This is a genomic window from Pseudomonas sp. UBA1879 (assembly GCF_002338065.1).
Taxonomy (GTDB): domain Bacteria; phylum Pseudomonadota; class Gammaproteobacteria; order Pseudomonadales; family Pseudomonadaceae; genus Aquipseudomonas.
Genome location: NZ_DDHJ01000004.1, coordinates 1,005,120 through 1,028,862 on the forward strand (window position 1 = coordinate 1,005,120; position 23,743 = coordinate 1,028,862).

Sequence of the window (23,743 nt, forward strand, 5' to 3'; positions counted from 1 at the left end):
CTGTAGGAGCCGCCGGAGGCACGACGGCCGCGATGGCGGAGTGTCAGATCACTCACTTACAACTGAACCACCGCTATCGCGGCCGTCGTACCTCCGGCGGCTCCTACAGGTCCAAGAACGTCCGGGCGTCATGCGAATAGATCACAGAGCGCGCGGGCGTCATGCGAATAGATTCCAGAGCGTGCGGTTGTCATGCGAACAAATCCCATAACGTATGGGCGCCGTGCGAATGAGACGTCAGGCAAAAAAAATCCCCGCAGCCAACGCTGCGAGGATTTTGTTTTTTGCTGTTGCTTCTAACTTGCCATTTGAAGCCTGCCGCTCAACGCTGCGGTCAATTGCGGAACATCGCACCCGTCTGGATGATGTTGTTCGAACCCAGCAACTGGCTCACGTAGCGGCTCCAACGGGTGATGTTCGCCGGGCCCACGAATACCACGTCTTGGGCGGCCAGTTCGAAGCCCTTGGCCAGTGCATAACTGGTCGGCTTCTTCGCGTTCAGGTGATAGACCGTGGCGGCGTGGGTCGCGTCTTGGGCGCGGATCACATACACCGCCTCACCGTCTGCGGCATCCGGGCTCAAGCCGCCGGACGTGCCGAGGGCTTCGAGCAGGGTGACGCTGGTGGTGCTGAACGAAATCACCTGTGGACGCTGAACCTCACCCAACACGTAGATCTTGTTCTTCGAGTTGCTGTTCAGGTGCAGGTAGTCGCCGTCCTTGAGGTAGATCTTGCTCAGTTGCGAGTCCTTGCGGTTCAGCGAGTCGACGTCGATCACGTAATCCTTGCCGTCACGACGCAAGGTCAGGCCGGCGAGGTTGGCGTCTGTCAGGTCCAGGCCAGCAGTGCTGATCGCTTGCACCAGGCTCAACGGGATGTTGGTGATCGGCTGTGGCCCTGGCGCCTTGAACGCACCGGACAGCAGGACGCGTTGGCTGTTGTAACGCAGCACTTTCACGTCCACTTTGACTTCCGTGTATTGCGGCAACAGGCCCATGCGCAGCTGTTCGCGGATCTGCGAAACAGTCTTGCCCGCTGCCTGAATACGCCCGACGTACGGGAAGAACACGGTGCCGTCGTTCAGCACTTCACGGCTGTTGGCGTCCAGTTGTTCCTGAGAGCCGGGGGCGGTCAGTTCCGGGTGTTCGAACACGGTGACCAACAGGGCATCGCCCGGCCCGACCACGTATTCAGGGGTTTTGTAGGTCAACAGCTCAGGGGGCAGTGGTTTGGCCTGGGAGGCGGCGGTTTTCTGCTGCTGTGCCAGGGTGGTCGGGGTGATATTGACGAGCGTGACCGCCGGACCGTCGGGGTCCTTATCGGTGACATCGCTCAGCGACATGTATTGACCCGGGGCGAATGCGCAGCCTTGCAAAACCAGAGTGGAAAGCAGCACTACCGCGAACGTTACTTTCATATGAATGTTCCTTCTAATCCTAAAAGGTGCGTACTGGCACCGCAGTGATTTCGTTGCATCCCTTACTCACACCGAACATCGGATCACGTTATTTCATACACCCATGCACCTCCTGCCGCGCTCGTCAGCGACGGCCGACTCATTTGTATTGGCAGATCGTTTTTAGAATGCGTTCTTGTTGACGAAACCTTTGAAGAGCGTCAGCAGGATGATTTTCATATCCAGCCAGACCGACCAGTGCTCGATGTACTGCAGGTCGAATTCCACGCGTTTCTGCATCTTGTCCAGCGTGTCGGTCTCGCCACGCCAGCCGTTGATTTGCGCCCAGCCGGTGATGCCCGGCTTGACCTTGTGCCGCAGCATGTAGCCCGAGACCTGCGTGCGGTATTGCTCGTTGTGCGCCACGGCGTGGGGGCGCGGGCCGACGATGGACATGTCGCCGCGCAGCACGTTGAAAAATTGCGGCAGCTCGTCCAAGGAGGTCCGGCGCAGGAACGCGCCCAGTGGCGTGATCCGGCTGTCGTTGCGGGTGGCCTGGGTCACCACATCGCCGTTTTCCTGAACGCTCATGCTGCGGAATTTCCAGACCATGATTGGCCGGCCGTCCAGCCCGTAGCGGCGCTGGCGAAACAACACCGGGCCGGGCGAGGTGAACTTGATCGCCAGTGCGATGAGCATCAGGGGCAGGGCGATCATGCTCAGGATGATGCTCGACAGCACGATGTCCTCAAGCCGCTTGACCACGCTCCACGCGCCATCCATGGGCGAGTCGAAAATACTGATGCTCGGCAAGCCGTTGATGCTTTCGGTGCGGGCGTGCAGCAGCTCGAACATGAACACGTCCGGGATCACATAGACCGACGCGGTGGTGTCGCTCAGGCCCTTGATCAGTTCCTGCAGCCGCGCTTGTGCGCCGAGGGTCAGGGTGATGTAGACCTTGTCGATTTTGCCGTCCCGGGCATCGGCGATCAGTTGATCGAGATCGCCGAGCACCGGGATGCGCCGACCGATGCGCGCCAGGTCCATTTGCTCCGGGGTTTCGTCGTAGAAGCCCAGCAGGTCCAGGCCCATCCACGGTGCGCTTTCAATGGACATCGCCAAGCGCTCGCCGCAATGCCCGGTGCCGACGATGGCCACGCGCCGGGCGTTGAAGCCACGGGCGCGCAGGGTGTGCAGCACGCTGCGAATCGCCAGGCGATAGCCACACAGGGCCATCAGCACGGTGGCGAACCAGGCCATTTGGCTGTTATCGGCAATGTCCGCCGGCGACAGCAACAGGTAATCCACGAACAGCAGCAGGACGAAGGCCAGCCCCCAATAATTGGCGACTTTCAGCAGTTCGCGCAGAATGCGCTCGCCGCGCCAGGACCCGTACAGCTTGTGGTATTCAGCCAGCCAGTGGAACGCCACTGAGGCCAGCAGGACTTGCATCCAGCCCTCGGTGCCCATCGGTGTGCCGGTGAGGTGGCTGATGCCGTAGCCACACAGGGCGATAACGGCCAGGTCCAGCAAGCGGTGGGCGACGGACAGGGATGACTGATGAGCATGCAAGATGCCGCGAAGGGGTGTGCTCATGTTCTGTGCTCGCTCAGACGGATTTGATCGGAACAACGCGGGCAGCCAGGTCGCCGGGGACCAGGCTTGAAGCTGACAGGCCGTGCGCCACCAGGCTCGGTGCCGGTTGTGGCACCCGGTACTGCGCAGGCTGACGGGCCTGACGTGCTGCAGCCAGGCGCACCTCGACGAACTGACGCATTTCCTGCTCGAAACGAGCCTCGCTGAAACGCTCGGCATTGGCGCGGCACGCCTGGGCGGTGATGCGGCCACCGGACGCTTCGAAGGTGTGAACCGCTTCGATCAGCGAAGCAGCGCTTTGCTCCGGGTAGAACACCCCGGTCGGCTGCGGATGATCCAGACCGCAGACGGTTTCCAGCACGCCGCCTTTGCCGAACGCGATGACCGGCGTGCCGCATGCTTGTGCTTCCACAGGGCTGATGCCGAAATCCTCTTCGGCGGCGAACACGAAGGCCTTGGCATTGCGCATGTGCTCCTGCAACACCGAGAACGGTTGATAGCCGAGCAGCGTCACGTTGGGCGCGTTGGCGGCCACGGCCTTGGCTTTTTCCATTTCCGGGCCGTCGCCGACCACCACCAGGCGTTTGTCCGGCATGGCCGCGAACGCCTCGATGATCATCGGCATGCGCTTGTACGGCACCATGCGCGAGGCCGTGAAGTAGTAATCCTGCTTGGTGTCTTGCAGGGTGAAACCGTTGGTGTCCACAGGCGGGTAGATGACCGTGGATTCGCGACGGTAGGACTTGGTGATCCGCGCGCCGATGAAATGCGAGTTGGCGATGAAGTCATCGACCCCGGCAGACGTGCGCTGATCCCACATGCGCATGTAGTGCAGGATCATCCGCGCCACTTTGCCCTTGAGGCCGCTGTTCATGTTGGCCTCTTTCAGATACTGGTGCTGCAGGTCCCAGGCGTAGCGGATGGGCGAGTGCACGTAGCTGATGTGCAATTGGTCCGGTCCGCACAGCACGCCTTTGGCCACCGCATGGCTGCTGCTGATGATCAGGTCGTAACCGGACAGGTCCAGTTGTTCGATGGCCATCGGCATCAGCGGCAAGTAGCGCTGGTATTTGGTCCGCGCCTTGGGCAGGCGCTGGATGAACGTGGTCTTGGCGACCTTGCCCCCCAGCTGCGCGCGGTCCTGATCGCTGAGGAAATCGATGACGGAGAACAGATCCGCCTCGGGCCAGATTTTGATGAGCGCGGCCAAAACCCTTTCGGCACCCGCGTACGTCACCAGCCAGTCGTGGACGATTGCAATTTTCATTGGAATTCTCGGCATGAACGGCTCACAAAAGTCCGCCACCTCGAGCAAAGCTCGCGCGGACTTTCCCAGAGCGGTTTGTTGTTTACGCTGGCACGACTTCAGACGCTGACAGGCAGCGTCTTGGCCTTGCGATTATTGAGGCGTTTTCCAAGCTGAATAAAAGGTGACTCGATATAGCGGAAGCACAGATGCGCGGCCACCAGCGTCAGCAGGGTGGCAACGACCGCGAGGGTCAGCGCCGAAGCCCCGGTGTGCGCCAGCAGAAACTCACTCAGCATCAACATCGACGGGTGCAGCAGGTACAGCGAGTAGCTCACCGCGCCCAACCACACCAGGGCGGGGTGGTCCAGGCGAAGGCTGCGGGTCAGCAACAGAAAACTGCTGATCGCCAGCCCATAGGTGAAGCAGTAGCGGCCCCAGGTTTCCCCGGTGCCCATGTCTTGGCTGTAAGCCATGATCAGCGTCGGTGGCAGCAGCAACGTGAACGCGATCAGCAGCGTTTTCAGGTTGCGGGTCAGTTCCGCGCTATGTTCGGCCAGCAACCACTGGCGCCACACCGAACCGAAGAACATCAGTGACAGCGCCAGCGGCAAGGCCACCGGCAACTTGCGTTCGCTGACGGCGCGGACCACGGCCATGGCCAGGGCCATCAGCAGAAAGAGCAGCGAGCAGCGGGTGCGGAACGTCTGGTCGTACAGCTTGCCGCTGATGAACAGCGCCAGGCAGAGCGCGTAAAACACCAACTCGATGAACAGCGTCCAGTACAGCCCCACCACGTCGTCGAAACCCAGTGCCGCTTGCACCATCGTCACGTTGGCAACGATTTGGGCGAGGGACGGCAGCGGTGCGTCGGTCAGTTTCAGCATCACCACGAACAGCAGCAGCGACACCCAGTACGCCGGGTACAGCCGCATGAAGCGCGAAATCAGAAACCGCTGCGCACCATCGGGACCGGGCTTGAGGCTGTAGGGGATGACCACGCCGCTGATCATGAAAAACCACAGCACCCCCAGCTTGCCGGGGTCGATCAGGTAATCGAAGACCCAGACATGGCCGATGATCGGCGCGTAGAGGTGAGTGAAGACCACCATCAAAGCGGCGATTCCGCGCAGCGCGTCAAGATAGGCCAAACGTTTCATGGGCGTGCCTCACGACTTGCTGGACGATTCGCGACGCAGGGCGTCGTTGCCGGTGCTGGTGCGCCGATCCCGGGGTTGGTTGAGCAGGGTGTCGATGCGCTGCGACACCCGCCGCGCCGACTCTTCCCAAGAAAACCGCGCCACATTGTTCAAGCCCCGTCGACGCAATGACTGTCGCAGCGGCAGGTCCACCAGAATGCGTTCCATCGCCGAGGCCATGTGCGTGACATCCATCGGATCGAAGTACAAGGCGCTGGCTTGCAGCACTTCCGGGATCGAAGCCGCGTTGGCCGCCAGCACCGGGCAACCGCAGGCTTGCGCTTCCAGCGGCGGGATGCCGAACCCTTCGTACAGCGAAGGGAAGACGAACGCCGTAGCCCCCTGGTACTGCATGATGAGTTCTTCGTCGCTCAGTCGACCGAGGAAACGGATGCGTTTGTCGCGACTGGCCAGGCGTTGCAGATTGTCGTCCGCGAACACATCGCTTGCGCCACCGACAATGTGCAGGTGCAGATCGTCCTGGTCGCGCAGCATCAGGAACGCCTGAATCATCCGGCTGAAGTTCTTGTGAGCGCTGGGCGAGGAAACCGCCAGCAGATAATTGGCCTGATCCTTGAGCGGCGGCCCCGGTTGGAACGCTGCGCTCACCGCGTTGGGCACCACGAAGATCTTCTTTTCCGGGTAGTTGTAGAACTGCGAAATCTCGCCTTTGGAGAAGTTGCTGACGGTCAACAACGCTTTGATCCGCGACAGCATGATCGGGGTCATGGTCCGGTACAGCAGGCGAAAGGCCAGGGTGTAACTTTCCGGGTGACGCACATAAGTGACGTCGTGGTGAGTCGCGATCTGATTGCGGTAGAACAGCGGTGCGGTGCTGCACAGGGAAATCAGCAGCGGCTCACCGTGGCGACGCAAGTAACGCGGCAAATCCAGCTGTTCCCAAAGGTGGCCGCTGTGGCTGCCGATGCACTGTACGTCCAGCGCGCGGGCCGTCTCGTGCATTTTGATGCCGTGGGGCGCGACGAAGATAACGTCGTCGCGCAGCTGTTTCAGCGCCAGACAGATCTGTTCCGCGAAGCGCTGAACGCCCCGCAACTCCTGAGTCAGAAAACGTGCATTGATCACAATCATTGTGGGCGACCTGATGAAAGATGAATGGGTCGTGCGAGGTCCATCAGCGCCCCGATGAGACCGGACGCGTTGACGCGAGTCGAAAAAAGCAGGTTGTTACGTTCTGGTTACCGCGATCCCTGCAGGCGCCGGCTTGCTGGCGAAAGCGCTGTGGCAGCCACCTGGCGGGTTACAGACATCCCGTATTCGCCAGCAAGCCGGCTCCCACCTGTGCGGTGTGCGCTGACATTCATCTCCCTCACGTGCGGAGTGCGCTGACGATCATCTGTGAATCAGGGCAAGGCAAACAGGGCAGGGCGGGTGCCTAACGTGATGACCTTGGGAAACTCATCGATCGGCACCTGCGCCGAGCAGCGCCCGTCGTTGCAGTTCCATGGAATGCCGCTGTCCACCAGGCCCTTCTGCGGCTCTCGCGTGTCGATGTACTGCACGTTGCCTCGCAACACGCTGCTTGCGTCGACCTTGATCGAACGCGGATAACCCGCCGTCCACGCCACCATGATCTGATCCGAACCGCGGGCGAACCGCAGCAGGTACTGCGAATCCATTTCCCGACTCTTCTCCGCGTCGTAGCGGTACTGATGCAACGTCGGGCTGATCGCCTTCAGCGTGAGGTATGCCTGCTTGACGCCCAAATCCTGAGTCAGCAGGCCGAAATTCTGTTCAGGGTCGGTGCTGTCCGGGCCATCGTTGAGCAAGCCGTTCCACCACATGCCTTTAATGTTCGGCATCGTCTGCGCCAGGAAAAAACTGCGCGCCAGAAACGCCGCCTGTGTTTTCTCATCGCCGCCGCAGCGCCCTTCGTTGCTCGGCCAACCCATCTCGGTCAGGTACAACGGCACGGCCGTCTGGCTTTTCGTCTTGTCCTTGAGGTCTTCGCTGATCCTGCGCAACCAGGCGATCCAGTTCTCCGGCGTGTTGCGCTCATCCGAGCGGCAATGCACATACGGGTGCAGCGATAAGCCATCGACGACATTCAGCAGGCCCGACTCCACCAGCCGGTCGGCGAACCCCAGGTCCATGCCCTGACTGGTCACCGCGCCTGCGAGAATCACCATCGGCCGCTGATTGGCGCGAATCCGTCGGGCCGCTTCTTGCACCAGCACCGCGTAGTCCTTGGCGAAGTCTGGGTCAACCGGGTTCTCCTTATCCCACTCGTTCCAGATCTCATAAAAATCCACGCTGTCCGCCAACTGGCGCGTCACGAAACTCACGTAGTTGCCATACGCATCCCGCACCAGGGGTTTGCGCGGTTTGGCGTAGTTGTCGTAGAAGGGATTGCCGTAGCCCAACACCAATAAGGGCCGTAGCCGATGTTCCTGTGTCTGGCTCAGATACGACTGCCAGGCAGGTTCGATTTTCATCAAACCTCGTCGGGGCTCGGCGCTGGACCAGTAGGCATCGTCCCGTACCGAATCCACCCCGGCCGCCTGCAGGAGTTGCAACGCTTTGGCGGGCGAGGTGTTCCGGTTCATCAGATGGGTATCGACCCCAATGATGAATGAATCGTCAGCAACGGCCGACCCGCACAAGACCCCACTCAATAGCAGAACCGTAAGGGGTCGTCGTAACCTCGTCAGGCGCGTGATGGGCATGGTTTGTCTCAATGAAGAGGCACGGTCCGGAGCGCTTGCTCAGGTAGGTCTCGGGCCGTCGGCGGGTGGAGTCGCATGACTGCGGTTTCTCATACAGGTCAAACGGCAAGCGGCAATACGGTCGGGTCTCTCGGTGCGATTCAGCGATGCAACCTCAGTCAACTCGATCGGCGTGGCAGCCGACTTGCTGGTGAATGCGACGGGTCGGCGACAGGCGTGGCACCTGATACGCCGCTGTCGCCAGCTACCCGGCGCCCACAGTCCATCGGGGAGTGGGATGCGATGTTGTCCAGCAATGTCTGGGCAAAGATACTTTCGTAGCTGTCCAGCATCAGGTCCAGGTCCAACAGCGATGCCACGCTGACCCGCGCTTCATTGCTCAGGCGGACGAGCAAATCAGGCTGCTGATGCAGCCGGAGCATCGCGTGGCCCAGCGAATCCGGATCGCTTGGATTGCACAGCAAACCGTTGAGCGGGTCCTGGATGATTTCCGGCAAGCCGCCCATGCGGCTGGCAATCACCGGCACCGAATGGGCGCACGCTTCGACGGCCACCATGCCGAACGGCTCATTCCACATCGACGGCACCACGGCGACGTCGATCTGGCTGTAAAACGCTTCGGGCTTCTGATAGCCGACGAAGCTGATCTTCGGCGATGTCGCCAGCGCCTTGAACGCGGCCTCGTCACTGGCCTGTCCACGCCCGGCGATCTGCAACGTCGCGTCGAAGGGCAGACGCTGAAACTGTTCGATGAGCCAGCGCACGCCTTTCTGTTCGGACAGCGTGCCCATGTAGCCGAACCGCAGCGGCGCCTTTCTCATCGCCGGATCAATCTGCCGCTGACGGCTCAGGCCGTTGCGTACCGGTGCATAAGGGCTGGCGTTGTGCACCACGTAGCCTTTGGCCCCGCTGAAGTAGCCGCGCTGCTGCAGTTTGTCGAGGATGAACTGGCTGACGCCGACCACCGTCGACACCTGCGCCGAGCGCACATCATGGCCCTTGCGAAACGCCTGACAGCTGCTGCATTGCTGCTGGCAGCACTGACCGCGTTTGAACATGTTGCTGCTCGGGCACATCAGGTACATGTCATGCAGCACCTGAACGATCGGCAAGCGAGCGGCAGTGATCTCATCCCACACCGACACCGACCAGCCCGCCAGGTTATGGCAGACCACCAGTTGCGGCTGTTCGGTGCTGATCACGTCCTTGACGTAGCGACGCATGGCGCCGTTGTAGCGATCCCGCAGGTGCCAGCCCAGGCGGGCCAGGCGCCCCGGACGCTGAGCGCCGAACTGCCAATAGAAATTATGCAGACCGGCGCGGTACACCTTCACACCGTTGACCGTGTCGCTCGCCAACCCTGCATCGGGACCGGTCACCAGCACGCTGACCTGACAGCCGCGCTGCTGCAAGCCTTCGGCGGTGCGTTGCAGCACGATCTCCGCGCCGCCACCGATATGGGGTAAGTACAGGCTGCTGATGAACAGTATTTTCATAATGGATACGACTGATTCAGGCCCAGTACGCCGGACTCACCGTCCCGGATGGCTTTTTCGATCAGGCTCAAGCGCTCTTCGGCGCCCCGGCGCTTGGCGATCAACCGCAGCAGGCGGAAGAACACCCAGCGGTTGAGGCTGTACAGCAGTGACGAATTGGCCCAGACGTTCTTGTCGAACCAGGCTTGATTGCGTGCGCCGTAGTAAGCGCGCAAATCCGAACCGCCCAGCAGGAAGCTTTCATAGATGTTGTTGGTGCGGGCTTTGATGTTCCAGGAGTTCTCCAGGTCATCGAGGACCGCGTCCGGCACCAGAAAGATCCGGCCGCCGCTGGCCGTGATGCGCCACGTGTATTCGCTGTCATCCGCGTAGAGCATCAGCGCGTCCAGCGGCAGGCCGATCTTGCGATACAAGTTGCGGTGGGCGAGCAGGCCGCCGTAGGTCGCGAACGGCAGCTCCACCATTTGCAATTTGCCCTGAGCGCCTTGCGGTGCGCCCCACGGCAGGCGGCGCCAGATCTTGTAAGGCAGCTGCGCGATGTGAAAACCGAAGAAGCTCGACCGGCGCTGAATCGCGAAACGCTTGGGTACGCCCGCAGCGATGTCGGCCTGATGGGTCGGGCGGAAGCCCAGCACTGCGGCCTTGTCGTCACCGTCGATCAGCTTGCGCTCTTCAAGCACCTGATGCAGCGTGGCGATAGCGTTGATGGTCGGCGCGTTGTCATCGTCCATCAGCCAGATGTGCTCGGCGCCGGCGTCCAGCGCAGCTTGAATCCCCACCGAATAACCCCGGGCGGAACCGGTATTTTCGTGCATGTAAATCACGCTGACCTGGTCCGGCCAGGTGCGGCGCAGGGTGTCCAGCGGGGAGGTGGAGGCGTTACTGACAATGATCACGCGATCGATCAGCGGGCTTTCCAGCGAGCGGCTGACCAGCGTGTGCAGATAGTTGAAACGGTCACCATAGGTGAGCGTCACCAGCGTCGTTTTGGAGGTCATGGTGAGTTCCGGGCAAAGAGGGTTCAAGAGGCTGAAAGTGTCAGCCCCGCGGAAAATCGGAGTGTTGGAAATCAGGTGGTGATCACGGTCGGGCTGGATAAACCCGATCTGTGGGAGTGAGCTTGCTCACGAAGGGGGCCAGTCCATCCGCATCAGACATGGACCTTGGACGTCAGCCTTCGTGAGCACGCTCACTGCCATAGGGTTTGCGTTTCTAGAGTTTCTATAGGGGTTTGCAGTGTGTCAGCTCACCCGCGCTTCCAGCCGCGTCAGGCTGCTCACCGGCAAGGTGACCTTCTGTTCACGTTGCAGCAGGTTGAGCAGGATGACCGCGCGCTCGTCGCCGTCCGCCGCGAGGAAAATCGCTTCGACGTCGTTGAAGCCCTCCGCCGTGATGCGCACCGCGTCACCTTCTTGAAACGCCACCTTTGCCGGCGGCGCCTGCAGGCGTTCGCGGATCTGCTCGATCAACTCGTCCTTCACCGGAACCGGCATCCCGCCAAAGGTCACGATGCGCGCCACCCCACGGGTCGAGCGGATCGGGTACCAGTTGTCATTCGTCTGGTCCATGCGAATGAACAGGTAGCCAGGGAACAGCTCTTCTTCGGCAGGGCCGCGCGAGCCGCGTTTTTTTTCGCCATGCTTGACCGGTCGGTAGCACTCGAACTGCTGGCGCTGCAAATGTTCCTCCGCCCGGCCTTCCTGGCGGGGCTTGGTCTGGATCAGGTACCAGCGCGGGGGCTTGCTGGAAAGGCTATCGGCTTGAGACATCGTTCTTCACTCCACTGCAATCCGGTTCGTCGGGGTTGAAACACGCTCAGCGTAGGCTGTCTGCCTGGCCAGCAAGTCGGGATCAGCGGCGGGCGGGTGCTTGTCCAGATGGTACTGGCTGAGCATCTGTTGGACCTGCTCGACGCAGTTGAACATCAGTACGTCAATGATGGACAAGTTGGCGACGAAAGGTTCACCAAATTGCTGATACGCCACCGGATCCATCCGGAAAAAGCGCACCAATAAGCGATTCCTTGCAAAGTGGTCGCGGTCGTAGACCACCGAGCCTCCCTCCGGGGTGATGAACGTTGTCGCCTGGAAGGTGTGGGCGATACGGATGATGCGCTCCTGCTTGTCTGCCGGAGTGCCCAGAATCAGGTCCGAACTGCGCATGATCGGCGTGACGATGTGCAAATAGGCACACAGCTCACGCAGCGCGTTTTCGGCGTAGAGCGCAATGTTCTGGTGCGGAAAGCGAATCAGGCGTTCGATCAGCGGCATGACCTGAGCGAAGTAGGGCGCCTTTTCGTAGCTTTCGGTGATCAAACGAACCAGCCGCTCGGCTTCTTCCGTGAAGCCGTCGCACAGCTGGCGTTGATTGATCTGCAACACAAAGCGATCTTTCTTCAGCGGGAAGCTGATCAGGCGCGCTTCGTTGCCTTGAAGAATGCGATTGCGGTTGACCCAACCCGAACGCACGTATTGCAGGTCGTCTCCCAGGACGAAGACGTCTGCCGCGGCGATGAGCTGAAAGTAACCCAAATAAGGAAAGAGATAGGGTTGCATCACTGCAATGGTCCTGGCCATGAACGTCTCCTTGACTGCTACTGCGGGTTGCCCCACCGGCGTGGGCAGGGCTTTCAGTTATTTGCGAACCGTCGTGTAGTCGTAGCCATAGGCCGCGCAGTCATAGTCGGCGGTCGAGGCCTTGCGCAGCACACCGTTGAAAATCGCGCCCTTGATCAGGATGCCGTTGTGCATCAGGCGACGTTTGCACGCCTCGATTTCCTTGGCGGTGCTCAGGCCGAAGCGGGTCACCAGCAGGCACGTGCCCGATTGACGTCCCACCAGCGTGGCGTCAGTGACCGCCAGGATCGGCGGGGTGTCGATGATCACCAAGTCATACAGCGGCGACAGGTCGGTGATCATTTTGTTGAAGTTGTCATGCATCAACAGCTCCGACGGGTTGGGCGCGGCGAAACCACACGAGATGAAGTCCAGATTGCGCACTTCGGTGTGGTTGATCACTTCCTTGCTTTGCAGGCGTGCAGCCAGGGTGTCGGACAGGCCATGCTTGGGCGTCAGGTTGAACAGCTTGTGCAGGTAGCCCTTGCGCATGTCGGCGTCGATCAGCAGCACGCGTTTGCCGGTCTGGGCAATGATCACCGCCAGGTTGCTGGAGACGAACGATTTGCCCACACCCGGCGTCGGGCTGGAAATCATCAGCACGTTGTTGCGTGCTTCCAACATCGCGAAATGCAGACTCGTACGCAGGCTGCGCAGCGACTCGATCGCCAGTTCCGTAGGCGCGCTGACGCTGAGCAGGCGCGGCTCCTTGTTGCCTGAACGGCTGCCCATTTTGTCCAGACGCTCTTGCTGACGGGAAAACGGCAGCGACGCGTAGACCGGCATGCCCAAACCTTCGATCACATCAGGATTGTCCACGCCACGGTAGAACGCCTGACGCACGAACACAGTGGCCACGGCCAGCAGCAGACCGACGAGGGCGGCGACCAGGACGATGATTTTGCGCATCGGCTTGACCGGCTCTTCGACGTTGGCGTCGGCGTTGTCGATGACCCGGACGTTGCCGATGCTGCCAGCGCGCAGAATGTCCTGCTCCTGGCTCTTGTCCAGCAACAGGGTGTAGGTCTGCGAGGTGACCTGCATGTCGCGGGTCAGGCGCAGCAGTTCCTGTTGCGTGGCCGGCAGGGTTTCGATCTTCTTCAGCAGCGCCGCTTTCTGCGCTTCGACCTGGCTGATCTGGGTCATCAGGCCTCGATAGGTCGGGTGTTCCGGGGTGTACAGACGCTCGACGTCGACCCGTTTCATTTTCAGGTCAGACAGCGTGCCTTCCAGCTTGACCACCTGATCGAGCACCGATTTGGTCTCGACACTCAAGTCCACCGACTTGGCGCTGGTCTGGAAATTGTTCAACGCAATTTCCGACTGCTCCAGTTGCTTGCGCACGGCAGGCAGTTGCGAGCGCAGGAACTCGAGGCGCTGAGCGGCTTCGGCCGAGCTGCGTTCAACGTTCTGACGCACATACAGGCGGCTGACTTCGTTGAGGATGCGTTTGGCCAGTGCCGGGTCCGGGTCCTGAATCGACAGGTAGACGATGCCGGAGTCCTTGCCCGCTTCGATGATCTTCAGACGATCCTGATAATCCAGCGCGGAGGTCAGGGTGCGTTGACGAACCACCGTGAACTCAGTGCCAGGGCGGCCGGCGAGTGCAGCCACCTGGATCTTCACGCCGCTGCCTTCGACGGTCTGACCGACCGGGCCGCTGAGCAGCTTGTTGTGGTCTTCGTCATACAGACTGAAGCTCTCAGGCTTGTCGATGACCATGGTCATCTTTTCGCCCAGCAGTGCGTCCGGCACTTCCAGCTGGAAGATGTCGATTTTCTCGCCGCCCCACGCATAGCTGTCGAGGCCGAACAGCGGTGAAGCGATAGCGCCTTCGTGCTCAGGCTTGAAGCGGCGGGCCATGAAGCCGCCGATACCGGGCACGTATTTGGGCTTCTGAATGATGTTGAGCTTCAGGTCTTCGACGACCTTGCCCAATACCGCGCGGGATTTGATCAGCTCGATCTCGGTGGTCGCCTGGGACACCGACAATGGCTTGGCGTTGATCTCAGTGCGGCCTTCGATACCGATCTTCTTCGGCTCGATCTGGATCATCGCGTTGGCCTGGAAAATCGGCGTGGCCAGCATGGCGTAGGTGAGTCCAATCAGGACGCAGACACCGATAATCGATGCAATCATTCCTTTGTGATCGAAAAGTGTGCGCAAGATAGTCGCCAAATCGATCCGGGAGTCCTGGACCTCGTCCAGGGAAGTACGGTTCATAGCGGTCATTTATCTTGGATCTCCTGACTGAAGATAAGGAAGCCAGTCGTCGACGCAACGCGAGAGCTGCTCGTAGGTCTGTTCAAAGGCTAATTTTGGGCGCTTGTAGGGGTCGGCAATTTCCAGAGCGTGTTGCCATTTGCCAATCAGAAACGTTTTGCCGCGTACCTCGGGGGCCAGCTTGAGCACGCTCTGCATCTGGCGATGCTCCATGAGCAGAATCAAATCCGCCTCGTGAAGCATGTGTCGGTCGACTTGCCGACTTCGATGCCGGTGCGCCTCGACGCCATTGACGAGCAACACGGCCTTGGCCAACGGGTCCATGGTGGAGCTGAGCATGGCGTGGGTGCCGGCCGACGAGATCGCGATGCTATTGGACACGCGTTGCCGGAACATGGCTTCGGCCATGGGACTGCGACAGATGTTGCCGACGCAGACCACCAGAACGTTACTGAACATGGCCTTTGCTGAACGTCGTCATCAGTCGTTTGCCGATGTTGGTGCTGAAGTTGCGCCCCACTTGCAGCAAGGTCTCGACCTTGCGCTGCGGCGTGATCGCGGAGAGCGAATAACCGACCAGTTCCATCAGGAAGTGCTCGTACAGCTCGTCGTTGCCCAGGCGGTTGTAATAGTTGGCCAACGCGCCGGACGTCTGCAACGCCATGTGCAACTTGCGCTTGTTCGAGCGCATGGAAAATACGCCGCCCGGGTGCAGGCGATACATGGCGGGTTTGACCTCGGCCATGAACTTGCCCTTGCCGTACGCCCCCAGCAGCGACCACCAGACCAGATCGTTGAGCGGCGCGGCAGCCAGCTCTTTCGGCAACGAGTCGAACACGTTGCGAAACACCGTGGTCAGCGTCGAGATCGGCCGGGCCTTCTGCAATTCGAGCGCCGTGGCGTCGCCGCGCAGCTTGCCTTGCAGCTGGACCGGGTACTGGCCATGGATGTCGAAGGGGATGGCGTCGTGGTAAGTCAGCACGTAATCGGGGTGGTTTTCGAGGAAGTCCACCTGGATTTGCAGTTTGCGCGAGTCGGTCCAGTAGTCATCGGCTTCGCAGTAAGCGATGTAGCGCCCGCGGGCTTCGCCGAACAGGCGCGGCACTGAAGGGTTGCCTTGCGAGTACTGGTTCGTCTCGTGATAGAACGGGCGGATCAGCGTCGGGTAGCGTTCGGCGTATTCGGCGATGATGCGCGCCGTGCCATCCGTGGAAGCATCGTCATTGACCAGAATCTCGAAGTCGAAGGACGTTTCCTGCATCAGAAAGCCTTCCAGCGTCTGGACGATGTAGGCTTCCTGGTTGAAGGCTGGGCAGACGATGCTGACCAGGGGTGCGGCGGACGGCGAAACGCTCGTCTTTTTGCTAATAGCATCCATGGCTGTGTCTCTCGGTTTCAAAGGCGTGGAATCAAGCCCGTCAAAGACTGGGCTTGCTGAACAGGACGGAAATCTTGGTCACCAGTGGCTTGTAGCTGGCCGCTACCACCATCAGCGTGATCAGGCCGCTCACGGCCAGACCCATAAACGTATGGAAGCGATTGTCATCGGCGATCAGGCGCAGCACCGGTTCGCTGAGTGCCAGGCCCACGGCGGTCATCACGCTGATGCGAAGGATGTCCCTCAACCACAGGCCGTGAATCCCCGGTGCCAGGCGCTGGTGCACGATCATCGGCCAGATGGCGAAGGACACCAGGCGCAGCACGAACCAGGCGAGGGCGGCGCCCAACGCACCGTAGAAATGGATCGCCGTGTACATCACCGGCACTGTGATCACGGCTGAAACAACGCTGTACCAGATATGCAGTTGCATCCGCCCGTAGGCGTATTGCAGGTAAAACTGAAATGCACTGACGGCCATGATCGCGCTGCCCAGCGAGTACCACGGCAGGATCGAGCGGCTCCAGTCGGCGGCTGCCAGGTCACCCGACCAGGCGTACACCATGTCGTGGGCATGCAAAGCGATCAGCGCGGCCAGCGGAAACAGAAACGTGCAGACAAAACGATTGGCTGCCAGAAACAGGTTGTGCATGTCATCGCGACGCCCCTCGGCCATCAGCACAGTCAGGCGCGGTAACAGGGTCTGGGCCAGCGGGTTGCTCAACATCATGATCCCGGTGGTGATCAGCGCCACCAGCGAGAAGTAGCCGTACTCGTTGAGCGGCAGCATTTCGGACAGCAGCACCTTGTCGATCTGGGTCAGCACAATCCACAACACCGCAGTGCCCGACATGCTGGCGGCGAACGGGATGATCGGCTTCACTAGCTGCCAGTCGAAGCCCGTGAGCCACGACGGCGTCGGCATCTGTTGGTAGGCCCGGATGGCGAAGATCAGCGTTTCGATCAGCCCCACCAGCACCTGAAACTCGAAGAACAGCACCGGGTCGCTGGAAATCGTGCTCACCAGAAACAACCCGCCGAAGTAGCGCAAGGTGGCGATGATGACGTTGGCGATGTTCAGCCATGCGTGCTGTTCAAGGCCCTGAATGCCGCTCTTATAGAGCGTCGAAAACAACCGCAACGCGATCACGACGCCCATCAGACTGATGCACTCGACCAGCGTCGCAGTCGACAACTCTTTGGCGTTGAGCCAGTGCACGGCGATCCAGTCGCTGCCCACCATCATCGCGACGCAGCACAGACCGGCCAGCGGCACAAAGATCAGCTCGAATGAGCGCAGCAGGCGACCGGAGTGGTAATCCTGCACTGTCGTGCCTTGCTGGTGTGCCACGGCGCGAACCAGACTCGGCGAGAGTCCCGCGTCCAGCAGTTGCAGCCAGGCTTGCAGCACCGAGAAGAAACCGATCAGCCCATATGCCTCCGCGCCCATATGGCCGAGGTAGAACGGCATGATCAGGATTCCCACCAGCAGCGTGTAGGCCTGGCCTGCATAGCTCAACGCAGTGTTGCGTATGACTGAGCGTTTGGTTTGCATGGAATGTCCCTTTCTCGCCAATACGTGATCGTGTCGCGGGTTCAGATAGCGCTCGCCAGGTCCGGTGCCTGGTAGGGCGCACGACCCAGACTGCATTCGGCGATCACGGTGGCAATCACGCGTTCCTGATCTTCCAGTTGCAGGCCGGGGTAGATCGGCAGGCACAGCACGCGTTCGCTCAAGGAGCGCGACGCCGTTTGCGCGGCTTGGGGTTGCAGGTACTCAAGGGTGTCCAGCGACGGGTAGAAATAGCGGCGCGGGTTGATGCCGTTGGTGTTCAAGGCACTGCGCACACGCAACAACTGTTGCTCGTCGCGCAAGGCGATCGGGTAGTAGCTGTGGTTGAGCTGGCTGTCGTCTTGCGGTTTCTGCAGGTCGACGTAATCACCCAGGCGCGTGGTGTAGCGGTGGGCAATTTCAGCGCGTTGCTGAAGAATGTTCTCGATGTCGTCGAGAATGCACAGCCCCATCGCAGCAGAAAATTCGTTGAGCTTGGCGTTGATGCCGATGCCGTCGATCTTGTCGACATCCACGATGCCGAAGTTGCACAGCAGGTGAACCTTGCGCGCCAGCTCATCGTCGTTGGTGATGATCGCGCCGCCTTCGATGGTGTGGAACAGCTTGGTGGCGTGGAAGCTCAAGGTGCTGATGTCGCCCCAGTTGAGCACTGACTGACCGGCGTGACGCACCGCAAAGGCATGGGCGCCGTCGTACACGACTTTCAGATTGCGCCGACGGGCGATCTCTTCGATGCGCTCGACCGCGCATGGGTTGCCGAACACGTGGGTGCCGACGATTGCCGTGGTGTCCGAGACGATGCGGCTCTCGATGTGCTCGGGTGAGATGTTCCAGGTCTGCGCGTCGATATCGGCGAAGATCGGGCGAATGCCTTCCCATTGCAGCGAGCTGCTGGTGGCCACGAAACTGAACGGCGTGGTCACTGCACTGCCGTTCAGGCCCAGTGCGCGGTAGGCGACCTGCAGGGCGAGGGTGCCGTTATTGGTCAGGATCACGTGCCTGACGCCAAGGTATTCTTTCAGGCGCTCTTCCAGCTGGCATACCAGCGGGCCGTGGTTGGTCAGCCAGCCGCGCGCATAAATGCCTTCGACGTAAGTCTTGAACTTGTCGATATCGCCCAGGTAAGTCTTGGTTACGTTGATCATCGAAATCTCCATTTCTGACGCGAATCTTTCAGGGCTTTTGAGGCAGCCATGCTTTCAAGGCGGGGGCACACGGTGTGCGGTCCGGTTCAGCTCGGCGTGGAAGCGGGAGGCTGATTGCCGGCTTTATTACTCATTCGTCGGGCACGGCCCTGATTGATCCGCAGGATCAGGCGCGTTGCGAAGCTGCCTGTGTGGGGATCGCCGAAGTGGAACAGCGCAGTCGCGCGTTTCACGTCAGCGCCGCACGGCTGATTGGCGTGCAGCGTGCGATAACCCCAGAAGAAATAAACGCTGCCCGGTTCCAGGCGCAGCACATAAGGCTTGAGCCAGTTGCGCTGCATGCCTTTGACGATCCAGCCGCGGGTGATCTTGTTCTGCAGCAACGCCTTCTCGATCACGTTGAACAGCACCCAGGATCGAACCCGCCGCCTATTGGGGAAGAGCATCAGGTCGCCGCGTTCCTCACCCTCGGTAGGGATGAACACGGGGATCAGCGCCGTCACCAGACTGGCGTCGTAGTGAAAGGCGTTCGATTCGCGCTTGCCCTGATTGCCCTGTACGCAACGCAGCACGGGGAAAATCCGGTCGCTGCGCGCATCGTGTCGTGCCGCGTGTCGGTAGAGACTGCCCAACAGCGATTTGAATTGCGGGTCGCTCCAGTAGCTCGACAGCAGGCTGTCGCTCAGCATCGCCTCGCCGTGGTAGGCGAAGTATTCGCCCTGATGTTTGCCGGCTTGCTCATCGGTCCAGCTGCGTAGCTGCTGAAGATCCGCATCGGTGACCGCGCCACTCAGTTTTGCAAAGCCATGGGTATCGATTTCGGCGGCCAGGCGCTGTGCCAGCTGCTCATCCATGTCGAAAGATAAAGGCATTGCATCGCGTCCTCTAAAGAAGGGAAGGGGACACAACAGGGTGCGAATGGCGCTTCGGGCACGCTACCGCCCGAATCTGCAGATCCTGCTGTTCTGTTCGCTGTGGTGTTCACGCTGTTTCTTTCAAAAGGGCCGAACAAAACGTTGGGCAAAGCTACCGCCCAACCGAGCACTTTCAGTTCTTTTGAAAAATTTCTTTTCGGCCAACACAATCCCACCGACGCAAGAAACACACCGTTCGTGTTCATTAACTTCGTTGGCAGGTAGTGCGTGATGAAGTCTCATTGTCGTTAGCGCACGGCACTGTGGCTGCGCTGCAAATGAAGCTAAACAATGGACAGGCATATATATCGACGGACGAAGAGTTTCTGTCAAATTATTTCGCCAACATTCTGTTAAATTTTTGATACCGCCGCACACCGATCATCTAACTCGTTGATTTATAAGGCAGTCAAAAAAACATCACTGCCCCGGCACGGTGCGCTGACACTTGTACGCTGCCATGAATGCAGCGTTGAACGTTGACGAAATCGCCCCGAAAGACATTTTTCCACCGCCAAAAGTCAGGCATCTATAGGGGCTAACGGTTTTATGGCGCGAATTAATTGAACGGCTTAGTGCCTATGCGTGCTGTAAAAAGAGCGAACTTTGCAACTTATGAAATGCACAGCAGTGCGCGCGCTTTAGCTTAACTTTTGCACGGGAGGAAAGTTCAGCCGTTAGTTATGGCTTATTTGCGCGGCCCTGAAACTTTTGAAAAGGTTGACTGTCGTGCAGTCTCGCCCCTGTGCTTTTAGGCATCACTTGTGAGGTGTGGCCCCCAACCCGTAGCTGGTTGCTCCCTGCCGATACGTCCTCCATTATCTGTCCGGTGCGATGCAAACCAATTTGGGTCAGCGGGAGATGCAATGAACACGCAGTCGAAAACCAATGGAGAGGTGGCGCAACGCTTGGCGCAGGCGCGCGCCCTCATGAGACGTGAAGGCATCGACGCCTGGCTGGTGCCGTCGGCCGATCCTCATTTGTCGGAATACCTGCCCGGCTACTGGCAAGGCCGGCAATGGCTGTCGGGGTTCCATGGTTCGGTCGGAACGCTGATCGTCACTCAGGACTTCGCCGGGGTGTGGGCGGACAGCCGTTATTGGGAGCAGGCCACTAAAGAATTGGCGGGCAGCGGGATCGAGCTGGTGAAACTGCAACCTGGTCAGCCAGGGCCACTGGAATGGCTGGCAGATCAAGCCAAGGCCGACTCCGTGGTTGCAGTGGACGGCGCAGTGCTGGCCGTTGCGGCTTCACGCACATTGGCCAGCAACCTGTACGCCCGTGGCGCCCGGTTGCGCACCGACCTCGATTTGCTGACCGAACTGTGGGACGGTCGTCCGGTGCTGCCGACCCAGGCTATTTATGAACACGCCGCACCCCAGGCCACCCAATCACGCCCTGACAAGCTGACCCGTCTGCGGAAGGCCATCACCGAGCGTGGCGCCGACTGGCATTTTCTCGCAACCCTGGACGACATCGCCTGGCTGTTTAACCTGCGTGGCGAAGACGTGTCTTACAACCCTGTGTTCATTTCCTTCGCCTTGATCGGTCCTGACAGCGTCAGCCTGTTCGTAGCACCTGAGAAGGTAAACCCTGCCCTGCGCAAAACCCTGGAAAACGAAGGCATCACGCTGCGCGAGTACACGGCCATCGGGGCGGCGCTGCGTGAAGTGCCAAAGGCGGCGCGGCTGTTAGTCGATCCCGCCCGCGTGACCTGCGGGTTGCTCGATTACCTCGACAGCGAAGTGACGCTGGTCGAAGGGCTCAACCCCACGACCTTGTTCAAATCCCAGAAAAGCGAGGCAGATGCGCAGCACATCCGTCAGGCCATGGAGCAGGACGGCGCGGCGCTTTGCGAATTCTTCGCCTGGCTGGACTCGGCACTGGGCGAAGAGCGCGTGACTGAAGTGACCATCGATGAAAAACTCAGTGCGGCTCGGGCCAGACGGCCTGACTATATTTCGCAAAGCTTCGCCACCATCGCCGGCTTCAACGGTAACGGCGCAATGCCGCATTACCGCGCCACTGAAGAGGAACATGCCGTCATCGAGGGCAACGGCCTGTTGCTGATCGATTCCGGCGGTCAGTACCTCGGCGGCACCACTGACATCACCCGTATGGTGCCTGTCGGTACACCTACCGACGAGCAGAAGCGCGATTGCACGCGGGTGTTGAAGGGCGTGATTGCGTTATCTCGGGCGCACTTTCCACGCGGCATTCTTTCGCCCCTGCTGGACGCTATTGCCCGGGCGCCGATCTGGGCCGAGGGCGTCAACTACGGTCATGGCACTGGCCACGGCGTGGGCTACTTCCTGAATGTGCACGAAGGCCCGCAAGTCATCGCCTATCAGGCCCCCGCTATGCCACAGACGGCCATGCAGCCGGGAATGATCACCTCCATCGAGCCCGGCACCTATCGTCCAGGCCAATGGGGCGTACGCATTGAAAACCTGGTCATCAATCAGGAAGCGGGCCAAGCCGAGTTCGGCGAGTTTTTGAAATTCGAAACGCTGACCCTGTGTCCGATCGACACGCGTTGCCTGAATGTGGGCTTGCTGACTCAAGAAGAGCGCGAGTGGCTGAACGACTACCACGCGCAAGTCAAACGGCGGTTGAGTCCGCTGCTCGATGGCCCTGCGCTGGCGTGGCTGGAACTGCGTACTTCGCCGGTCTGATACCGACGCGTCCCACCGCCGCTTCACTGCGGTGGTGGTATTTCTCGGAGGAAGCAAGAAGGAAAGGGGCGGGAAATCGCCGTCAAGACTTGGCCGGCTTTTTACAGACAATGATCATGCTGCGACTGGTGTACCCGGCAGGGTTCAGGCCCAACGGAAACTCGCCTGGCTCCTCGGCCGCGTCACCGGATTTCGCAATGACCCGGTATTGCCTGGACTCGCAGGAATCGGCTGCCATCTTGTAGCACTGATCCCATGAAGACGACAGGCCCGAGCAGTTAATATGCAGGCCACGCTTGCTCTTCACTGGCTTGGAAGTGGCGGCGCATCCGGCGACGCTCAACATGGCCAGCATTATTAAAATGTACTTCATTCATTTCCTTACCTGACCGGCCACCGCCGCTCAGTCTCTAGCTTGAATTCGCTCGCTTGCCTGAAGCCAACAGCCATGCCTATCCATATACAGCTGCGCAGTGGAAAGGCGTGGACGTAAACATGGCGCAACAGCGTTACAAATGCTAGTGACATCGTGTCACTGGGGTCAAAAAGCGTCAGTCGGCTGGCACCAGCGCCACGGGATCGGGTTGCGTGGTCAGCGTCGCCCCCGCGGATGCCACGATGATCGCGCTGATGGCCAGCCACTGTGTCAGCGACAGACTTTCGTGCAAAAACAGCAGCCCGGACAGTGCGCCTATCGCGGGCTCCATGCTCATCAGCGTGCCGAAGGTGCGAACCGGCATGCGCGTGAGGGCGATCATCTCCAGGCTATAGGGCAGTGCCGTCGACAGAACGGCAACGCCAAGGCCGATTGGAATCAGTGTCGGGTCGAGCAGGGCGCTGCCGGCGTGGGCGATACCGATCGGGGCGATGAAAATGGCAGCGATGACCACGCCGAGCGCGGCGGTCTGCACGCCATGATCGGCCCCTGCTTTTTGACCGAACAGGATGTAGCCCGCCCAGCACACCCCGGCACCCAGCGCGTAAAGCGCGCCGACAAAGTCCAGGCCGTCCGCTTGTCCCATGGGGATGAGCAAACAGAGACCGGTCACTGCCAAGGCGATCCAGATGAAATCAGTGAGCTTGCGCGAGTGCAGCAAAGCGACGGCCAAAGGGCCAGTGAACTCCAGCGCAACGCCAACCCCCAGCGGGATCGTGCGAATAGCCATATAGAAGAGGAAATTCATCCCGCCCAGTGCGATGCCGTAGATAAGCACCGTACGCACAGAGCTTGCCGTGAAGGTGGTCCGCCAAGGCCGCAGAATCATAACCATTAATAGGCTGGCGAACACGAGGCGCAAGGTCGTGGTGCCTTGCGCACCGATCACGGGAAAGAGCGACTTGGCCAGCGACGCTCCGCTTTGTACCGATGTCATGGCGACCAGCAACATGCCGACAGGCAGGAGAACAGAGGTCAGGCGGTTGGGTTTTGCATTCATTGCGTTATAGAGATCCGAAAGGCTGGGGGGCGTATATAAGAGGGCGCATGATGCTCAAGAATCCGCGCGTGAGCAATATAGTGCCCAATATTGATCTTGCGCATGTTTTTTCGGACATTCGAAATAAGTGCTTGACGCCCCTCCGAATGTCTCTATAATTCGCC

At 60.1% G+C, this 23,743-nt stretch carries 19 protein-coding genes; 1 reads left to right on the top strand and 18 read right to left on the bottom strand.

Annotated elements, in window-relative coordinates; genetic code table 11:
- Positions 1-334: 334 nt before the first annotated feature.
- From B3N48_RS07605 to B3N48_RS07680, 16 genes are all read right to left on the bottom strand, one after another.
- The gene (locus B3N48_RS07605) at positions 335-1,417 is read right to left on the bottom strand and encodes a polysaccharide biosynthesis/export family protein (protein WP_296181510.1); all 1,083 of its coding nucleotides are present in this window, start codon (positions 1,415-1,417) and stop codon (positions 335-337) included.
- Positions 1,418-1,579: 162 nt separating this feature from the next.
- Complete coding sequence (locus B3N48_RS07610; RefSeq protein ID WP_296181513.1) at positions 1,580-2,992, bottom strand: undecaprenyl-phosphate glucose phosphotransferase; 1,413 nt, start codon at positions 2,990-2,992, stop codon at positions 1,580-1,582.
- A gap of 13 nt (positions 2,993-3,005) precedes the next feature.
- Positions 3,006-4,259: a glycosyltransferase family 4 protein gene (locus B3N48_RS07615; protein WP_296181516.1), complete on the bottom strand. Its 1,254-nt coding sequence runs from the start codon at positions 4,257-4,259 to the stop codon at positions 3,006-3,008.
- Between the two features lie 98 nt (positions 4,260-4,357).
- Positions 4,358-5,398, bottom strand: a complete 1,041-nt coding sequence (locus B3N48_RS07620; RefSeq protein ID WP_296181519.1) for an acyltransferase family protein — start codon at positions 5,396-5,398, stop codon at positions 4,358-4,360.
- 9 nt (positions 5,399-5,407) lie between these two features.
- Entirely contained in the window at positions 5,408-6,529 is a 1,122-nt protein-coding gene (locus tag B3N48_RS07625) for a glycosyltransferase family 4 protein (RefSeq protein WP_296181520.1), read from the bottom strand.
- A 272-nt stretch (positions 6,530-6,801) separates the two neighbouring features.
- Complete coding sequence (locus tag B3N48_RS07630) at positions 6,802-8,004, bottom strand: hypothetical protein (RefSeq protein WP_296181523.1); 1,203 nt, start codon at positions 8,002-8,004, stop codon at positions 6,802-6,804.
- Between the two features lie 278 nt (positions 8,005-8,282).
- A complete protein-coding gene (locus B3N48_RS07635) occupies positions 8,283-9,620 on the bottom strand; it encodes a glycosyltransferase family 4 protein (protein ID WP_414704200.1) in 1,338 nt (445 codons plus the stop codon).
- Positions 9,617-10,618 (bottom strand): glycosyltransferase, encoded by a 1,002-nt coding sequence (locus B3N48_RS07640; protein ID WP_296181525.1) that lies wholly within the window; start codon positions 10,616-10,618, stop codon positions 9,617-9,619. Before B3N48_RS07640 ends, B3N48_RS07635 begins: the two co-directional genes overlap by 4 nt.
- 243 nt (positions 10,619-10,861) lie before the next feature.
- Complete coding sequence (rfaH, locus tag B3N48_RS07645) at positions 10,862-11,389, bottom strand: transcription/translation regulatory transformer protein RfaH (protein WP_296181528.1); 528 nt, start codon at positions 11,387-11,389, stop codon at positions 10,862-10,864.
- Between the two features lie 6 nt (positions 11,390-11,395).
- Entirely contained in the window at positions 11,396-12,196 is an 801-nt protein-coding gene (locus B3N48_RS07650) for a WbqC family protein (protein ID WP_296181531.1), read from the bottom strand.
- A gap of 57 nt (positions 12,197-12,253) precedes the next feature.
- A complete protein-coding gene (locus B3N48_RS07655; protein ID WP_296181534.1) occupies positions 12,254-14,467 on the bottom strand; it encodes a polysaccharide biosynthesis tyrosine autokinase in 2,214 nt (737 codons plus the stop codon).
- Positions 14,468-14,917 carry a low molecular weight protein-tyrosine-phosphatase gene (locus B3N48_RS07660; RefSeq protein ID WP_296181537.1) on the bottom strand — a complete coding sequence of 150 codons (450 nt, stop codon included), beginning with the start codon at positions 14,915-14,917 and terminating at the stop codon, positions 14,468-14,470.
- The gene (locus B3N48_RS07665; RefSeq protein WP_296181539.1) at positions 14,907-15,836 is read right to left on the bottom strand and encodes a glycosyltransferase family 2 protein; all 930 of its coding nucleotides are present in this window, start codon (positions 15,834-15,836) and stop codon (positions 14,907-14,909) included. The genes B3N48_RS07660 and B3N48_RS07665 overlap by 11 nt, the downstream gene beginning before the upstream one ends.
- Positions 15,837-15,876: 40 nt before the next feature.
- Positions 15,877-17,391, bottom strand: a complete 1,515-nt coding sequence (locus B3N48_RS07670; protein ID WP_296181542.1) for a lipopolysaccharide biosynthesis protein — start codon at positions 17,389-17,391, stop codon at positions 15,877-15,879.
- 41 nt (positions 17,392-17,432) lie between these two features.
- A complete protein-coding gene (locus B3N48_RS07675) occupies positions 17,433-18,554 on the bottom strand; it encodes a DegT/DnrJ/EryC1/StrS family aminotransferase (RefSeq protein ID WP_296181544.1) in 1,122 nt (373 codons plus the stop codon).
- 86 nt (positions 18,555-18,640) lie between these two features.
- Positions 18,641-19,426, bottom strand: a complete 786-nt coding sequence (locus B3N48_RS07680) for a hypothetical protein (protein WP_296181546.1) — start codon at positions 19,424-19,426, stop codon at positions 18,641-18,643.
- A 908-nt stretch (positions 19,427-20,334) separates the two neighbouring features.
- On the opposite strand from B3N48_RS07680, the gene B3N48_RS07685 reads away from it, so the two are divergent.
- Positions 20,335-22,143, top strand: coding sequence for an aminopeptidase P family protein (locus tag B3N48_RS07685; RefSeq protein ID WP_296181548.1), 1,809 nt, complete (start codon positions 20,335-20,337; stop codon positions 22,141-22,143).
- 82 nt (positions 22,144-22,225) lie between these two features.
- On the opposite strand, the gene B3N48_RS07690 is transcribed toward B3N48_RS07685, so the two are convergent.
- Positions 22,226-22,516, bottom strand: a complete 291-nt coding sequence (locus B3N48_RS07690; protein ID WP_296181551.1) for a hypothetical protein — start codon at positions 22,514-22,516, stop codon at positions 22,226-22,228.
- A gap of 178 nt (positions 22,517-22,694) precedes the next feature.
- Positions 22,695-23,579 carry a threonine/homoserine exporter RhtA gene (gene rhtA / locus B3N48_RS07695; RefSeq protein ID WP_296181554.1) on the bottom strand — a complete coding sequence of 295 codons (885 nt, stop codon included), beginning with the start codon at positions 23,577-23,579 and terminating at the stop codon, positions 22,695-22,697.
- Positions 23,580-23,743: the final 164 nt, after the last annotated feature.

What these genes read in the sequence shown, in the direction of transcription:
- rfaH (WP_296181528.1), bottom strand. Translation starts at nt 11,389, where the DNA reads ATGTCTCAAGCCGATAGCCTTTCCAGCAAGCCCCCGCGCTGGTACCTG.
- B3N48_RS07625 (WP_296181520.1), bottom strand. Translation starts at nt 6,529, where the DNA reads ATGATTGTGATCAATGCACGTTTTCTGACTCAGGAGTTGCGGGGCGTT.
- B3N48_RS07655 (WP_296181534.1), bottom strand. Translation starts at nt 14,467, where the DNA reads ATGACCGCTATGAACCGTACTTCCCTGGACGAGGTCCAGGACTCCCGG.
- B3N48_RS07640 (WP_296181525.1), bottom strand. Translation starts at nt 10,618, where the DNA reads ATGACCTCCAAAACGACGCTGGTGACGCTCACCTATGGTGACCGTTTC.
- B3N48_RS07685 (WP_296181548.1), top strand. Translation starts at nt 20,335, where the DNA reads ATGAACACGCAGTCGAAAACCAATGGAGAGGTGGCGCAACGCTTGGCG.
- B3N48_RS07610 (WP_296181513.1), bottom strand. Translation starts at nt 2,992, where the DNA reads ATGAGCACACCCCTTCGCGGCATCTTGCATGCTCATCAGTCATCCCTG.
- B3N48_RS07670 (WP_296181542.1), bottom strand. Translation starts at nt 17,391, where the DNA reads ATGCAAACCAAACGCTCAGTCATACGCAACACTGCGTTGAGCTATGCA.
- B3N48_RS07620 (WP_296181519.1), bottom strand. Translation starts at nt 5,398, where the DNA reads ATGAAACGTTTGGCCTATCTTGACGCGCTGCGCGGAATCGCCGCTTTG.
- rhtA (WP_296181554.1), bottom strand. Translation starts at nt 23,579, where the DNA reads ATGAATGCAAAACCCAACCGCCTGACCTCTGTTCTCCTGCCTGTCGGC.
- B3N48_RS07660 (WP_296181537.1), bottom strand. Translation starts at nt 14,917, where the DNA reads ATGTTCAGTAACGTTCTGGTGGTCTGCGTCGGCAACATCTGTCGCAGT.
- B3N48_RS07665 (WP_296181539.1), bottom strand. Translation starts at nt 15,836, where the DNA reads ATGGATGCTATTAGCAAAAAGACGAGCGTTTCGCCGTCCGCCGCACCC.
- B3N48_RS07675 (WP_296181544.1), bottom strand. Translation starts at nt 18,554, where the DNA reads ATGATCAACGTAACCAAGACTTACCTGGGCGATATCGACAAGTTCAAG.
- B3N48_RS07690 (WP_296181551.1), bottom strand. Translation starts at nt 22,516, where the DNA reads ATGAAGTACATTTTAATAATGCTGGCCATGTTGAGCGTCGCCGGATGC.
- B3N48_RS07680 (WP_296181546.1), bottom strand. Translation starts at nt 19,426, where the DNA reads ATGCCTTTATCTTTCGACATGGATGAGCAGCTGGCACAGCGCCTGGCC.
- B3N48_RS07605 (WP_296181510.1), bottom strand. Translation starts at nt 1,417, where the DNA reads ATGAAAGTAACGTTCGCGGTAGTGCTGCTTTCCACTCTGGTTTTGCAA.
- B3N48_RS07630 (WP_296181523.1), bottom strand. Translation starts at nt 8,004, where the DNA reads ATGAACCGGAACACCTCGCCCGCCAAAGCGTTGCAACTCCTGCAGGCG.
- B3N48_RS07635 (WP_414704200.1), bottom strand. Translation starts at nt 9,620, where the DNA reads ATGAAAATACTGTTCATCAGCAGCCTGTACTTACCCCATATCGGTGGC.
- B3N48_RS07650 (WP_296181531.1), bottom strand. Translation starts at nt 12,196, where the DNA reads ATGGCCAGGACCATTGCAGTGATGCAACCCTATCTCTTTCCTTATTTG.
- B3N48_RS07615 (WP_296181516.1), bottom strand. Translation starts at nt 4,259, where the DNA reads ATGAAAATTGCAATCGTCCACGACTGGCTGGTGACGTACGCGGGTGCC.